Source organism: Paenibacillus piscarius (genome assembly GCF_022234545.1).
Taxonomy (GTDB): domain Bacteria; phylum Bacillota; class Bacilli; order Paenibacillales; family Paenibacillaceae; genus Paenibacillus_AQ; species Paenibacillus_AQ piscarius.
Window position 1 is genome coordinate 108,499 of the sequence record NZ_JAIEUI010000013.1, and the last position, 14,724, is coordinate 123,222.

The window sequence follows — 14,724 nt, forward strand, 5'->3', positions numbered from 1 at the left end:
CTTTGTCATTGTTAATGTTATTTTAAACATGAAGAATAATGATGTAAAACGCAAATGTTTTGTGAACTATATTAACTTTTTCTATATTTCGAGGAGGGGTTCTATGTATTTCCCTGGGATTGAAGCGTTCCTGGCGATCGTACAGACGGGGAGTATCAGCAAAGCGGCTGAATTGCTGCACCTGTCACAGGCTACGGTAAGCTACCGGTTAAAGACCCTGGAGAAGGAAATGGGCGGTCTGCTGGTGGAGCGGAGAAAAGGGGCACCCCGAATCAGCCTGACCCCGAAAGGGGAGGACTTCTTTAGCATTGCGGAACGATGGGATGCTCTGTGGAGGGAGACCCAAATTTTGCGGGCCAGCGGTTCGCAGTTAAGTCTGGCGATCAGCGCTGCCGAGAGCATCAGCCACTTTGTTCTGCCTCCGGTATATCGAATGCTGCATCAGCATAGCCCGTCCATCCGGCTGCAGATTCGTACACAGCATACGCAGGAGGCCTTTGACAGTATTGAGCGGCGCGAGATGGATGTGGCGTTTGTGGTGCGGGAGATCGTGTCGCCGAGTGTCACGGTTACCCCGTTTTTTGCGGAAGAAATGGTGGTGCTGCGTGTGGCCGTCCCGGGGCGGCAGGCTGAAGATCCGGTGGACATGGCGGAACTAGCGGCAGAGCATGAAGTCTTCATCAATTGGAATCGGGAGTTTCAATTCCGGCATGACCAGTGGTGGGACCCCCTGTGCCCGTCCCGGGTTCATCTGGACACCGCGGGGCTTATCACGACTTTTTTGACGGATGCCAGGCAATGGACGATCGTTCCCGCTTCGATTGGCGCACATATGGTGGGGATGGGGAATTTTGTGCTTCAAAAGCTGGCGGAATCCGTGCCCCCAAGAATAGGCTATAAGGTGACACATAAGTTTCCGAATCAGGCTCTGCATGAGCCGCTTCGTATTCTGGATCAGTATCTGCAGGAGCTCTTTGGCTAACGGGCCTGGTTATTTTATCCCCCGCCGAGCAACCGGTGAAGCCGCGCTGCCAGCTTTTGTCCGGCGTTGGCTTCTGTAAGCGTAAGGTCCCACAATACCGCATGGGCTCGCGGGTCGGCAGCATCGGTTTTGACTGTAATGATCAGCTCTTGCTTACCTTTAAGTGGTACCTGAAAAGACAGCGGCTGGTTCTCACCCGGTGCGATATTCATATCCAGGGAGTAAAGCTCTTCTCCGTCGGCGCTGATGATGACGCTGCTGGTGCCGCTGCCCTTAGCAGGGATAGCATCGTCAGGGACGCCGAAATTCCCCGTTAACTCCTTATATTGTCCATCCAGGCGCAGTGAGAACTCGTGGAGTCCCGGATGATCAGGACTATACAGATTGATCGCTGGTTCGATCTGTTCTTGGGCCATAGTGAAGCTGTTGAGACTGTGCTCCCACTGTATTTCACCACGCTTGGCAGGGAGCTGATCCAGCGCTCTGATCTCCCCGCGTCCATGCTCCAGATAATAATTGATACCGCTCACGGCGGAGTAGACGAGTAGTGTCAAGACCGCGCCTGAGGACAGGAGCTTGAGCATATCTCTTGGCGCCCAGCGGTCGCGGCGGATCAGCCGCTGTGCGCCGTAGCCGACAACCGCGCCTAGCGTATTAATGACGATGTCATTGATATCGAATGCACCCAAATGCGTTACCATCTGAATCAGCTCCACCCCGGTAATGGCTGCTATGAAGAGCAAGAGGAACGGCAGGAAGCGGCAGCGGATCAGCAGCGGAATGAATAGCCCGAACGGTACGAAGGCCAGATAGTTGCCCAGGTTAAAGACCCAAAGTTCTGAATAACCATAGCCTGGAAATATCAACGGAATCCCGTCAAAAGTCAAGCGGTACCGGAGGCCCGTCTCCGGCAGAGCCGATGAGCGGTTGAAGCCAACAAACAAGAAAAATAAGGTGAGACCCGTGTACAGGAATATGCCGATCCAGGCGGCAGTCCTCGTTTTACCTTGAAGCATGATGGTTGACCTCTCTTTACCGGTTAGTGTAGTGCCCCTTGCTGAGGACAAAGGAAGTATAAGCTATCCTTGTTGGTGCAAGCAAGGCCGACAACGGCAGTCCAGCGCCTCAGTAACTGAGTTTCCTCCTATCATCACACATTGATGTGTTAATCACACTTGCCATTCATCCAATATGGATTTTTTCCATGCATACTCTGTTGATAGATTAGAGGAAGGGAGGTGGCTAGATCATGGCACTAGTTATCGATGTAGGGCGGAGTACCGCCTCCACAGGCACGCAGACCCTGTCCATTCCAATCTCGCGCCGGGTCAAAATCAAATATTGGCAGAGTTCGGAATAGCTACCGTTGCAGACGGGGATGTCTTGCTCAATGCAACGACTGGCTTTCAGACTACGCTTGGCGTCCCGAATGTAGTTTTCACTATATACCGGGATAACCAGCCGATTGTTAATGCAGGAGCCAGCGGACTCTCCGTACTTGCAATACAGCCGGTTACCATCTCGTATCTGGATTTAAATGTTCCGGCAGGTTATCATGCCTATTCTTTGGGTGCAGCCAATAACAGCACCAACATTCTGCTCAATACTGCCAGCGTTACCGGACCTGTGACCTTCTCAGGGGTTTCGACCGGGTAAAAAAGCGAAAAACAGAAAGAGACATTCTAACAATGAATGTCTCTTTCTGTCAGCATCACTAAAGGATCGATAGGGTAGTTCTGGACCCTTGCTTGCAGGCTTCACTGCTCAATTTTTGATTTTACAATCTTGCTGGCGGTAACCTGTGCCGGAAATGAATCATCACTTGTTTGATAGAACACTTCAATCTCTTCACCCTTTGTATATTTAGAAGGTGAAACTTCATTTACCCAAATGGCCTGAGAGTACATACTGGTTTCTAGAACTTCCTTGTAATTCTTATCCAAGTCTTCTTCTTTTAATTGAGCGATGACTAGAATCCTGTTATTGTCTACATCTACTGTGTGTACAGTTCCCTTAAATATAATGTCATCCTTACTGCAGGCAGTGAGTAATAACAAGAAAATAAAAATAAGAGCCTTTTTAGAGATAGTACTGGTTTTTAGTTGCATGGACCTTCTCCTTTGCAGGATTAACAATTCCCTAGATCAACATCCCCGTAGTATCCTGATACCCCATACCGGCCAGCAGATCATTGCCGTTCAGTTCATGCACGCTCTTCGCGGATGTATTCAGCCCCATATCCAGTACATGCTGCAACACTTCGGCGACATACTTGGGCTGGTTTAGATTGAGAGCATAGGGTTGTCCCTCTTTGATGACCCGTAATCCTTCATTTAGAGGACTTCCGGCAGTAATAGTGTCTACAGTGGTAAATTGAACAATCCATTTGGTCGTTCTGTTCTCTGTGATCAGTGTCAGCTTTGAACGGCAATACACATCTCTTACGGTTCGATAACTCCACCAGTAGGCCTGTCCGCCAACGACGATTTTTCTCATTATGCTCCTGCTCCTTACTTGTATAATCCTTGATTATATCACCTTCAGCAGCACAGATACATAATTATGGGATTCAAGGAATATACTCATGATTGATTAGGGAACGTCTGTTTGGATATAATACAAACAAATGTTCTCATTCTACCCGGAGGCGATCAATCATGAAGATGAGCATCGGCCAAACTATAGAAATTATATATCTCGATAAGGTGGGCCGGATTACGCAGCGGAAAATTGAGGTGCGCGGGATGCGGGACGGCCGGATTCGGGCCACCTGTCTGAGCACCGGCCAGCCCCGTGTGTTCCTAGAGGCCAATATTCTATCCTGGCGCCCGGTACGGGGGCAACGGTATGCCTAGAGAGCGGATGATTCTGCTCTCGGACTGCCAGTCCTTCTATGCCAGCGTCGAGAAGGCGGCCCATCCTGAATACGCGGGTCAGCCTGTGGCAGTCGGCGATCCCACACGGATGAACGGGATTGTGCTGGCTGCCTGTCCGCTGGCCAAATCCCGCGGGGTCACCACCGCCTCACGCGTGGGCGAAGCCCTGACGAAATGCCCGGAGCTTGTGGTTATCCGGCCGCGGATGGGGACTTACATTAAGGTCTCGCTGTTAATCTCCGAGATCTACCAGGGGTATACCGATCTGGTGGAGGCGTTCAGCATCGACGAGCAATTCCTGGATGTGACCGGCTCCTTGCGCGCGTTCGGAGGAGATCTGCCGGAGATGATTCACTCCATCCAGCAGCATGTTCTGCTATCCACGGGGGTGTGGACCCGGGTGGGCATCGGCCCGTCCAAAATCCTCGCCAAAATGGCCAATAACTTCGCCAAGAAGAAGGAGGGCGGAACGTTCCGGCTGGATTACGATAATCTGGACACCGAGCTGTGGCCGCGTCCGGTGCACGAGATGTTCATGGTGGCCGGGCGGATGACCCGGAACTTCTACCGCATGGGGATTACAACAATCGGGGATATTGCCCGGATGGAGCTGGGAGAGTTCAAGCAGCGGATGCGCACCACCATGGGCAAGCAGAGCGACATTCAGGCGGAATATTATTGGCAGACTGCCCGGGGGATTGACCCCAGTCCGGTCGTTACCGGCATACGCCATCAGATGAAGTCTGTGGGCCACGGGAAGGCGCTGCGCTGGAATCTGTATACCCGGCTGGAGGAGATTGAGGTGGTGCTGCTGGAGCTGGTGATTGAGGTCTGCCAGCGGGCGCGCAAATACCGGTACATGGGCTCGGTGGTGTCTGTTACGGTAGTCGAGACGGACGGCAATACCTCCAATTCCTACAGCCGCCAGACGACCCTGCCGGAGCCGTCAGCGCTGACCCATGAGATCGCGGCAGCGGCGTACCGCTTATTCGTGGACCACTGGACCGGGCTGCCGCTAAGCCGTCTGGCGATCACGATATCCGAGCTGACGGATGACCGCGTGATGCAGCTGACCCTGTTCGATGACCGTGTCCGAAGCCTGGGCAGGGAACGGGCCATTGACCAGATCAAGAGCCGGTACGGAAGCCAGGCCTTGATCCGCGCGTCTTCCCTGCTGGAATCCGGAGTGGCCCTGGAGCGGGCGGAACAGATCGGAGGACACTACAAATGAGCAAGCTGGACGGCAACGAACGCTGGAAATCCAAGATGCTTATGACAGAGCATGTTCAGCAGTATGAACAGAAGCAGGGGGGAGAGGTTAGAAGAATGATTACGGTCGAGGAACGGACCATGGTGCGTGACCTCATCCTGCTCCCTTACCTGGACACGATGGTCAGCAAAAGCCTGCGGGAAATTGAGCTGTCCGGCAGCATTCTCCAGCGGGCCTTTATGATAGCCGGCCAGGCGATCCAGCAGCGCATTATGGATGATACCCACCAGCTGCAGAAAGAGCTGAAGCGGCGCAATATCCGGGTGGTGGCCGATGAGCAGGATGAGTTTCTGGTGTATTACAAAATCTTTTGCCGGGGTTACCAGGAACGCTTCGGACTTACCCGGGATGTGATGCGCACGGAGATCAGTCTGCGGCTGACCCGGTATACGGCAGAGCTTCGGGCCTTGCTGCGGAATCAGCAGGGTGCCACACCCTGACAGAGCTACAGCACTTTGGTGAAAAAAATCTCCAGCGGCTCATTGTCCGGCAGCAGGCAGCCCGAGTCGCGGTAGCCCAGTTTGCGGTAGAAATGCTGGGCCTCTTCATTCGCCATCGAGGAGGTCATGACCTGCTTGTGGCCCATGGCCTGCATCGCCTGCTCCCAGTGCAGCACGGCTTGTCTGCCGAAGCCCGCTCTGCGGTAAGGCTCACCCAGCCACAGCAGATTCATGAAGGGGATCTGGTCCCAGAAATACCCGAACCGCAGCCAGCCTATGTTCAAGCCGTCTTTGCTCAGGATGTAAATCTCCTGCCGGTTTATTTTGGAGAGAAGCAGTGAGTTCAGGACATGATGGTCACGGCTTGCGAGGTAATCATAATCCGCTTCCGTTGCGGTTCTAATCTGCATAAGGCGGTTCCCCTGTCATTGTATAGTGTGTGAAGAACGATTCTTCTTACACAAGAATACCACTTCGGGCAGCGGGGTTCAGTGTAACAAACGGCTATAACCAAACAAGCCCCTTTCCGGGGCTTGTTTCTATCTATATTATAGAGTTCTCAAGCTCAGCTGCCAGCTTGTCCGCTATACAGTATCCGGTATCCCAGCGGCTCCAGCGTCATGCGGATCTGGTCACCGTCCCCCTCAACAGCCTCGCCGCTGAAGGCATCCTGCCAAGTGCCCTCATCCAGTGATTGCGTAAGGGTCAGGGACTCTGCGGAATTGTTCATCCAGACAGTGATGCGGTTCTGGTCGTCCCAGCGTTCATACACGAGGCCCAGGCAGTCCGGATCACTCTGCAGGAAGCGGAACCGGCCGGTGCGCAGCACCTCATGTTCGCGGCGCAGGGCTATAATACTCTGATAAAAGCGCAGCAGCTCCCGGTCCTGGCCGTCCTCTTCCCAGATCATACACTTGCGGCAGTCGGGGTCATCCTCGCCGGTAATCCCGATCTCATCTCCATAGAAGATGCACGGCGTGCCCGTGAACGTGAACAGGAAGGTGAGCGTCAGCTTCAGCCGCTGCTTGTCCCCGCCGAGCCGGGTCAGCACTCTCGGGGTATCGTGGCTCGCCAGCAGATTGAACAGTACTTCGTTCGCCTGGCGCGGATAACGCATGAGCAGCCCGTAGATCTGTGCGGCGAAGGTGTCCGCATCCATGTCGTTGTCCGCTCCGAAGAACTTCAGCAGCCGGTCGGAGAACGGATAGTTCATGACCGAATCGAACTGGTCGCCCTGCAGCCAGCTAAGCGAATCGCTCCACACCTCGCCGATGATGAACGCCTCCGGGTTGATCTCCTTGACCGCCTTGCGGAAGTCCCGCCAGAACACATGGTCCACCTCATTGGCGACATCCAGCCGCCAGCCGTCAATGCCGGCTTCCTTCAGCCAGAAGCGGGTGATGTCCAGCAGGTAATCTTTGACTTCCGGGTTGGCAGTGTTCAGCTTGGGCATTCCGCTGAAGAACCCGAAGGTGTCATAGTTGGCCCTGCCATCCACCACCTGAACGGGATAATCGTGGATGTGGAACCAGTCCGCGTATTTGGAATCCGCCCCATGCTCCAGCACATCCTTGAACGGTGCGAACTCGGAGCTGGTATGATTGAAGACGGCATCCAGCACCACCTTGAGTCCTTTGGAATGAGCGAGATCAACCAGTTGCTTGAGCTTATCAAGATCCCCGAAGCTGGCATCGACCGTTCCGTAGTCAACAGTGTCATATTTATGATTGCTGGGAGCCTGGAAGATCGGGGTCAGATACAGCGCCGTTACCCCAAGCCCGGCAATATAATCCAGATGGTCGATCATCCCCTGCAGGTCGCCGCCGAAATAGCTGTCGTGGGTGGGCGTTTCGCCCCACTCCAGCGTTCCCTCCGGGTCATTCGCCGGGTCTCCGTTGGCGAAGCGGTCCGGCATAATCTGATAGAATACAGCGGACTTGGCCCATTCAGGGACCTGCAGCAGATCGGTCTCGTGGAGATAAGGCATTTCATAATAGCCCCCGGCAGGCTCGGGCAGCCCGTCCCTATAGAAGCCGGATTCGAGCATCCATACGGTTTCCTGATCCGTTTCCAGCCGGAAGCCGTAGGAGAAGCGCTTGAATTCGGGAACAATCTCTGCTTCCCAGTAATCGAAGTAGGGGTCGGTCCCCACCTTGCACATGTTCAGCTCCTGATGGTGCTGCTCCCAGTCGTATTTGTCGCCGATCAGGGCAAATACCCGGTCTACGTTATTTTTTTTGCTGCGGATTCTTAAATGGAAGGTATCCTTGTCGTACGCGTACGCCCATCGTCCCTGTGTTGAATGATAGAGACATTCCAGCTCGATGGAGGCGCCGGATGATGAAGTCACTGCTTGTCTGCTGATAGCCATATGGATTCCCCCTGGTACGTGTTATGGATAGATATAGAATGAATGAGCTTTAGTTAATACCCGGGGGATGGAGGCGTTAAACGCTCTGAATCAGCTCGGGGGAATCGTTGCGCACATTGCCGACAGCAGCGGACACGGGATAAGCCAGCATCTGCTCCGGGTCATAAGGCTGAAGCAGCTTCAGGAGCGAAGGGATATCACGGCTCCGGCGGTCCAGCCACTGCATCTCCTGCTCAGGACCAAGAATGACCGGCATCCGGTCATGAATATCCTCCATGAGACGGTTGGCGGCAGTAGTGATGATCGTGCAGGTGGAGATCCGTGTGCCGTCAGGAGCCGTCCAGATATCATACAATCCGGCCATGGAGAAAAGCCTCCTGTCCCGCATCGTAATCCGCATCGGCTGCTTCCCGTCCCCGCGGGTCTTCCATTCATAGAAGCCGTCTGCGGGAATGACACAGCGGCGGGAGGCTACCAGCTTCTTGAACGAGGGCTTCTCCAGCAGGGTCTCGCTCCGGGCATTGATCAGCCTGGCTGCGTTCTTATCCTCCTTGGACCAGGAGGGCAGCAGTCCCCAGCGGAGGACGCCAAGCCTGTTCTGCTCACCGTCATGAATGACGGCCGGAATATGCTGCATCGGAGCGGCATTGAACCTGGGGACATACTTAATGACAGGATGCTCCCGGATGAAATACTTGGCGATCAGCTCTTCCAGCGTTACCGTAATCGTATATCTTCCGCACATCTGGTCTGTGCCTCCTTGAGGTAGGTAATGATGTCCTAGCAGCAATTATATAGGATGGAGCTGGAAATTGCGAAGCAGACCGGTGCCCGCTCCGTCCATGGACAAATGTTACAATATTGTGTTTATTAACAGGTGGTAAAACCTGCTTGTCAGCAGTATAATCGAGTAGTCCTGTAAGATAATCCTGAATTTCAAGAAGCGGAGAATCACGCCATGAAACCCATCTATTTGGACCACGCCGCCTCAACACCGGTTCATCCCGAGGTGGCGAAGGTCATGTATAATATATTGCTGAATGAATACGGCAATGCGTCCAGCGTACACCAGTTCGGACGCTCTGCCAAAAGAATTGTAAGTGGAGCGCGCGACGGAATCGCGGGCTTTTTGGGCTGTTCGCCGGAGGAGTGGATCTTCACCAGCGGCGGCACGGAGAGCGATAATCTCGCTTTGTTCGGGGCAGCCCATGCCTCTGCCTCTAAGGGCAGGCATATCATTACGACAGCGATTGAGCATCATGCAGTGCTGCATACGTGCGGGGAGCTGGAGCATCAGGGCTTCGAGGTCACTTATCTGCCAGTGGACTCTACCGGACTTGTCTCTGTGGAGGCGGTAGAATCGGCCCTGCGCGAGGATACAGTACTGATTAGCATAATGTATGTGAATAATGAAGTGGGAACTGTACAGCCTATAGAAGAGATTGGCAGGCTGGCTGCCGGACGCGGGATCCTTATGCATGTAGATGCGGTACAGGCTCTGGGGACGCTGCCGTTCCGGCTGAATGAGCTGCCGGTTGATTATATGAGCTTCTCGGCCCACAAGATTGGAGGTCCGCAGGGGATTGGAGGCCTGTATATCCGGCGGGGAGCCCCGCTTGCGCCAAGACAGCACGGCGGTCTTCAGGAGCGAGGCCGGCGGGCAGGCACGGAGAGCCTGGCGAATATTGCCGGATTCGCGGCAGCTGTAGAGCTGGCTGTACAAGGGAGGCAGGAGCATCATGAACGGGCCCTTGAGCTGCGCAGCGCGCTGCTGCAGGAGCTGGACAAGCAGGCCGGAGCAGACAGCTATGTGATCAATGGGAATGAGCAGCATAGTGTGCCGGGAATTGTGAATATCAGCTTCCCCGGGGCCGCAACCGATGTGATGCTGATGAACCTGGATATGGAGCGGATTGCGGCGGCCAGCGGCTCAGCCTGCACCTCAGGGTCTCTGGAAATCTCGCATGTTCTGCAGGCGATGAAGCTCCCGGAAGAACTTTTGCGCTCGGCGATTCGCTTTAGTACAGGTTTGGGTAATACTAATGAAGAAATGCAGGTTGCCGCCCAAAAAGTTGGAACCGTATTGAACCGGCTACGTACAAGAAACTAGGCGTCCGTGCACTCTGACAGCCGGTGAAGAGGTCTCTGGCCTAGGGATACCCGTTAGCAATTCTCAAGGTGAGGAGACTTTGGATACCATGAAACTTCAAGATATGATAGGTCTCACTGTATACGAAGTTGAAGAAGGTACCGAAGTCGGTGAGATCATCGATGTCGGAATCGATTCAAACTGGAATATTACGGGTATTGAACTGGAAAGCAAATCTTTTTTCGCAAGTCATGTGAAAGTTGTGGCATGGGATCATATTGTCGCTTATGGCGAGGATGCTGTCATGATCCGCAATAAAGAGTCGATCGTCAAGGTCGATGCTGACCATATATCCTACACTTTTCTCTTAGGCAAGAACAAATTGAAGGACAGGCAGGTGCTTACAGCGTCTGGTACTGTGCTTGGCCGCATCTCGGATGTTTATTTTGACCAGAAGTTGGGAAATACAATAGTAGCACTGGAAATCAGCGACGGGCTTGTCACCGATCTGATCGAAGGCCGCAAATGGCTGCCTTGCTCAGAAGAGATGTCGATCGGAGAGGATTCTGTGCTGGTTCCTGCGATGAGTGAAGAACGGCTGCAAAAGGCCATTAATATTGTTAACGGATAGGTGGAATGTATTATATGAAGTGTCCAAACTGCAACTCCAAGGATATCGGCAAGATCGGCTCCCACCAATTCTACTGCTGGGGCTGCTTCATCGAGCTAACCGTCAATGGCGAGAAAATGTCGGTGTATCAGGTTGAAGAAGACGGCACGCTCAGTTCGCTGGACGATCTGTTCTCCGGGGAAGAAGTCGTTCAGGATTTCCCGCAGATCCACGCGTCCTCCTGACCGCTGCCTGATTCGTAATGTGACAACAGTTACATAGATTCGCCGTGCCCAAATACCGGGCGGCTCTTGAAGCCGACCGGTATTTGGGCTTGTTTGAAAGATAAATAAAACCACAAGACAGTACGGCTGTTGTCTCCGGCCGCTGCCTTGTGGTTTTTTTTACATAGATGCGTCTTCTCAAGAGATTGCTTATGCCGCAGGAAGAAATGAATTATTTACCCGCCAGGAAGGCATCAAGCTGCTTCTGCTTCTCAGCGAGAATATCCGCCAGTCCGTTCTTCTTCTCCTTGTCATACCATTCCTGTGCTTTGGTCGGGTCAATGGAGCCTGTCTCCAGCGCAGCAGCATACTGCTTCGAGATGTTGATAAGGATCGCTGCCTCCGATTTGACCGGCTCTACATTGAAGATGAACCCGAGGGCAGGGGATTGATGGGCGCTTGCGTTGAACGTTTTGGTTTGCTCCCATTTATCCGGATTTTCCGATTCGAAGGTATAGTTCAGGAACTGGTTGCCAAGCTCCCAGGCCACACCAGGATTGTAATCAGCGGATTTCGGGCCGGACTTAATCACGTTATCGGATACCTTGGTATAATGCTCTCCTTCAATACCGAAGTTGATCAGGTTAATAAGGTACTTGTCCGAATGCAGCAGATTGATTACCATCATGCTTCTGGCAGGGTCCCCGGAGGTTGAGGAGATTGCCAGCATCGCGCCTGCAGTTTCACTGGTGGACACGGTGGCCGGTCCCAGCTCAAGCTGTTTGACCTTTCCTTCAAGGCCTACAGATGTAGCGTATTCCTCAGCCCATCCCGGCTTGAGCGAAGCGATGGTCATGAACACATTGCCGCTGTTCAGCGGATCGCCGACCGAGGTGGTTGCTGCATCTTTATTGATCAGGCCGGCTTCAAAAAATTTGCGGGTCAACTCGATCTGAGCAATATAATCGGGGTCTTCAAAACGGCTGATTACAGTTGTATCCACGCCGTCCTTGCGGACTGCGCCGTCGATTGTATCATCTCCCAGATAATCAAGCTGCGCCATGTAGTGGGTATTAAAGTTGGAAGACTTTGACATGAACAGCGGAGTGAAGCCGGCGCCCTTCTTCTCCTTGACGGTCTGGAGGATCGGCTCAAGATCGGCCACGGTCTTCACATTGTTCAGCTGCTCGGTAAGGCCGAGCTCGTCGGCGATATCGCTGCGGTATAATACTCCGCCCTGTGCGGCCATTTCTTTATTTGTCGGAATTCCGTATATTTTGCCCCCGATGGAGGAACCTTCGAGAAACGCCGGATCGAGCGAGCTGGTGATTTCTTGTCCATATTGCCCGATAAGATCACCATACTTGCCATCTGGATCATTCAGCGGAATGAACGCGCCTTTGGAGACATTGTTGGCATAACCGTTCCACTGTGCGGTAAACACGATATCCATCGGTTCACGGCTGGCTATCAGCAGTGGCATCTTCTCGTCGTACTGCCCCCAGTCGAGCGTGCTGATTTTGACAGTGGCATTGATTTTAGGCTGCAGATATTCGTTGATTTTGGCTTCGACGGCCAGTACATCCTTCTGCGCAGCACCTTCCCACAGCAATTTCACTTCATATGGCTTTAGCTCTGATGCAGCAGAGCTGCCGGAAGATTCTGCTGCTGTATTGCCCGCATTGTTGCCGCCGCAAGCGGCAAGCAGCAGGGACATCATCAGTACGGCGGTTACGGGTGTCCATGCACGCTTGGAGCGGTTGGTGTTCAAGTTAACCTTAGTCATAGTGGTAGGCCTCCCCTTATTTGTTGGATGTGCAGCTATATGGAACCGGCGGATACCGGATACAGCTCTTTCTATCCCCGATTCCCGGGGGTTAACCTTTAACGGCGCCGACAGTCAATCCTTCGATGAAGAAGCGCTGGAAGAAGGGGTATGCGAAAATAATAGGGCCGATTCCGACAACAGCCATCGCCATTCGCACCGTTTCGCTTGGCAGCTGATAATTCGGATTTTGCCGCATAATTGCGGCATAGGCGGTGGAGTTGGAGCTCAGGAACTGCATATCCTGCAGCGCCTTGTACATCCGGTACTGAATATTGATGAGGGTATCGCCGTTTATGAACAGCATGCTCAAATACCAGTCATTCCAGTAGTTCAGGGTGCAGAGCAGGCCGACGCTGGCAAGCACCGGCAGAGAGAGCGGCATGACGATCCGGGCGAAGATCCGCCATTCGCCGGCGCCGTCGATTTTACCGGATTCAATCAGCTCGGTCGGCACTGAGTTGGTGAAGAACGTCCGCATGACGAGTACGAAGAAGCCCTGAACCAGATATGGAACGATGAGCACGGCCAGTGTATTTTGCATATGGAGGTATTGGGTGTACATCATGTAGAAGGGCACCAGGCCGGCGTTAAACAGGATGGTAAACACCATGATGAAGGAGAAAATGCCGCGCTGCTTGAAGTCCCGCCTGGAGATCGGGTAAGCGAACAGCGCCATGATAACAATGGAAAGGACGGTGCCGATGATTGTGACGAAGATAGAGATGCCATAGGAGCGGACAATGCTGGACCAGTCGTTCAGCAAGAAATTGTAGGCAGACAGGCTCAGCTTCCGGGGGAACAGGCTGTAGCCGTTCAGCAGCACTGTTTTTTCATCCGTAAAAGAAACGACGAGCACGAGCACGAATGGAATGATACAAATGGCCGAATAGATCCAGAAGAAAAGGTTGATCAGGGCATTTGCCGGTTTGGATATTTCGGTCACCGAGGATGCCTTGTCAATGGGTTGGCGGCTGCGTTTAGTGCTCTTTGCTAAAAAAGTTCCCATATGAGATAGCCTCCTGTTCTGAGTAATTAGCGTTACGCTCCGTTTAGTACAACGCGTCTTCCCTGCTGATTCTGCGGATAATCAGATTGCTGACATAGACGAGAATGAAGCCGACAACCGCCTGGTACAGGCCTGCGGCAGAAGACATTCCGAAATCACCCGTAACGATAAGGCCCTGATATACATAGGTATCAATGACCAGTGTCGTATCGTACAGCGCCCCCGCATTGCGGGTCACCTGATAGAACAGTCCGAAGTCGGAGTAGAAAATGCGGCCGATCTGCAGCAGGGTCAGCACAATCACAACCGGACGGATCAGCGGCAGGGTGATGGATTGAATCTGGCGCCATTTGGAGGCACCGTCGATGGTGGCAGCCTCATAATATTCCTTGTCAATTCCGATAATTGCCGCCAGATAGAACACCGCATAGTAGCCAATGCCCTTCCAGGTATTCACGATCGGCAGAATATACGGCCAATACTTTGGGTCGGAATACCAGTCGAAGGCTTGCTCGATGCCAATCGCCGGCAGGATGGATTTGTTGAGCAGCCCGATTTCAGGGTTGAGAAAACCGTATACGAGATAAGTGACGATGATCCAGGAAAGGAAGTACGGCAGGAACATCATCGTCTGATGGAATTTGGCAAGCCTGCGGCTGCGCATGGCATTAAATAATAGTGCGAGAGCTACACCGATTATCAGATTCAGGATGATGAATATAGCATTGTAGATGATTGTATTTTTGGTGATGTTCCAGGCATCGCTTGTGCTGAACAGAAAGCTGAAGTTTTTCCAGCCGATCCAGGGGCTCTGGAATACGCCAGTCTGGTAATTGACGCTCTTGAAGGCAATGACGGAGCCGAGCATAGGCAGGTAGTTGTTGATAAGCAGGAAGATCAGGGCGGGTGTCATCATCAGATAAAAGGCCCCGAACTTCCGCAAGTGTCCGACATTCTGCCTGCGGCGGCTCTTACCGGCAGCGGGGAGAGGGAGCGGGGCACCCTCGACAGATGAGTTCATTGTTCTC

General features: G+C 53.1%; 17 protein-coding genes. 8 read left to right on the forward strand and 9 right to left on the reverse strand.

The features are described from left to right. The first annotated feature begins 103 nt into the window (after positions 1-103). Positions 104-982 carry a LysR family transcriptional regulator gene (locus K1558_RS20110; protein ID WP_238653446.1) on the forward strand — a complete coding sequence of 293 codons (879 nt, stop codon included), beginning with the start codon at positions 104-106 and terminating at the stop codon, positions 980-982. Positions 983-996: 14 nt separating this feature from the next. Here K1558_RS20110 and K1558_RS20115 read toward each other — a convergent pair whose 3' ends face one another. Next, complete coding sequence (locus K1558_RS20115) at positions 997-1,998, reverse strand: VanZ family protein (protein ID WP_238653447.1); 1,002 nt, start codon at positions 1,996-1,998, stop codon at positions 997-999. 325 nt (positions 1,999-2,323) lie between these two features. Between K1558_RS20115 and K1558_RS20120 the strand changes: the two genes are divergently transcribed. Further along, entirely contained in the window at positions 2,324-2,638 is a 315-nt protein-coding gene (locus tag K1558_RS20120) for a hypothetical protein (RefSeq protein ID WP_238653448.1), read from the forward strand. Between the two features lie 101 nt (positions 2,639-2,739). On the opposite strand, the gene K1558_RS20125 is transcribed toward K1558_RS20120, so the two are convergent. After that, positions 2,740-3,090 (reverse strand): DUF3221 domain-containing protein, encoded by a 351-nt coding sequence (locus tag K1558_RS20125; protein ID WP_238653449.1) that lies wholly within the window; start codon positions 3,088-3,090, stop codon positions 2,740-2,742. Between the two features lie 31 nt (positions 3,091-3,121). Then, complete coding sequence (locus K1558_RS20130; RefSeq protein ID WP_238653450.1) at positions 3,122-3,478, reverse strand: hypothetical protein; 357 nt, start codon at positions 3,476-3,478, stop codon at positions 3,122-3,124. A 161-nt stretch (positions 3,479-3,639) separates the two neighbouring features. Here K1558_RS20130 and K1558_RS20135 point away from each other — a divergent pair, with 161 nt between their 5' ends. Genes K1558_RS20135 through K1558_RS20145 form a run of 3 tightly spaced genes read left to right on the forward strand, consistent with a single transcriptional unit; the run spans position 3,640 to position 5,568 of the window. After that, entirely contained in the window at positions 3,640-3,837 is a 198-nt protein-coding gene (locus K1558_RS20135) for a hypothetical protein (protein WP_274528671.1), read from the forward strand. Then, the gene (locus K1558_RS20140; protein ID WP_238653451.1) at positions 3,830-5,089 is read left to right on the forward strand and encodes a DNA polymerase IV; all 1,260 of its coding nucleotides are present in this window, start codon (positions 3,830-3,832) and stop codon (positions 5,087-5,089) included. The genes K1558_RS20135 and K1558_RS20140 overlap by 8 nt, the downstream gene beginning before the upstream one ends. After that, positions 5,086-5,568 (forward strand): YhjD family protein, encoded by a 483-nt coding sequence (locus tag K1558_RS20145; RefSeq protein ID WP_238653452.1) that lies wholly within the window; start codon positions 5,086-5,088, stop codon positions 5,566-5,568. The genes K1558_RS20140 and K1558_RS20145 overlap by 4 nt, the downstream gene beginning before the upstream one ends. Positions 5,569-5,573: 5 nt before the next feature. Here the strand turns inward: K1558_RS20145 and K1558_RS20150 are convergent, their stop codons facing one another. The 3 genes from K1558_RS20150 to K1558_RS20160 form a co-directional block, all read right to left on the reverse strand. Continuing rightward, on the reverse strand, positions 5,574-5,978 hold the full coding sequence (locus K1558_RS20150; protein ID WP_238653453.1) for a GNAT family N-acetyltransferase: 405 nt from the start codon (positions 5,976-5,978) through the stop codon (positions 5,574-5,576). Positions 5,979-6,133: 155 nt separating this feature from the next. Beyond that, on the reverse strand, positions 6,134-7,939 hold the full coding sequence (locus K1558_RS20155) for an alpha-glycosidase (protein ID WP_238653454.1): 1,806 nt from the start codon (positions 7,937-7,939) through the stop codon (positions 6,134-6,136). Between the two features lie 76 nt (positions 7,940-8,015). Beyond that, positions 8,016-8,684 (reverse strand): SOS response-associated peptidase, encoded by a 669-nt coding sequence (locus tag K1558_RS20160; RefSeq protein WP_238653455.1) that lies wholly within the window; start codon positions 8,682-8,684, stop codon positions 8,016-8,018. A 213-nt stretch (positions 8,685-8,897) separates the two neighbouring features. Here K1558_RS20160 and K1558_RS20165 point away from each other — a divergent pair, with 213 nt between their 5' ends. The 3 genes from K1558_RS20165 (at position 8,898) to K1558_RS20175 (ending at position 10,883) form a co-directional block, all read left to right on the forward strand. Further along, positions 8,898-10,049, forward strand: coding sequence for a cysteine desulfurase family protein (locus K1558_RS20165; protein ID WP_238653456.1), 1,152 nt, complete (start codon positions 8,898-8,900; stop codon positions 10,047-10,049). 88 nt (positions 10,050-10,137) lie between these two features. Continuing rightward, positions 10,138-10,659, forward strand: coding sequence for a PRC-barrel domain-containing protein (locus K1558_RS20170; RefSeq protein ID WP_238653457.1), 522 nt, complete (start codon positions 10,138-10,140; stop codon positions 10,657-10,659). Positions 10,660-10,673: 14 nt separating this feature from the next. Next, positions 10,674-10,883: a hypothetical protein gene (locus K1558_RS20175; RefSeq protein WP_238653458.1), complete on the forward strand. Its 210-nt coding sequence runs from the start codon at positions 10,674-10,676 to the stop codon at positions 10,881-10,883. A gap of 211 nt (positions 10,884-11,094) precedes the next feature. Here K1558_RS20175 and K1558_RS20180 read toward each other — a convergent pair whose 3' ends face one another. The 3 genes from K1558_RS20180 to K1558_RS20190 all read right to left on the reverse strand — a co-directional run bounded on the left by K1558_RS20180 (position 11,095) and on the right by K1558_RS20190 (position 14,717). Beyond that, the gene (locus tag K1558_RS20180; RefSeq protein WP_238653459.1) at positions 11,095-12,648 is read right to left on the reverse strand and encodes an ABC transporter substrate-binding protein; all 1,554 of its coding nucleotides are present in this window, start codon (positions 12,646-12,648) and stop codon (positions 11,095-11,097) included. A 91-nt stretch (positions 12,649-12,739) separates the two neighbouring features. Next, a complete protein-coding gene (locus K1558_RS20185) occupies positions 12,740-13,696 on the reverse strand; it encodes a carbohydrate ABC transporter permease (protein ID WP_238653460.1) in 957 nt (318 codons plus the stop codon). A gap of 43 nt (positions 13,697-13,739) precedes the next feature. After that, on the reverse strand, positions 13,740-14,717 hold the full coding sequence (locus K1558_RS20190; RefSeq protein WP_238653461.1) for an ABC transporter permease: 978 nt from the start codon (positions 14,715-14,717) through the stop codon (positions 13,740-13,742). Positions 14,718-14,724: the final 7 nt, after the last annotated feature.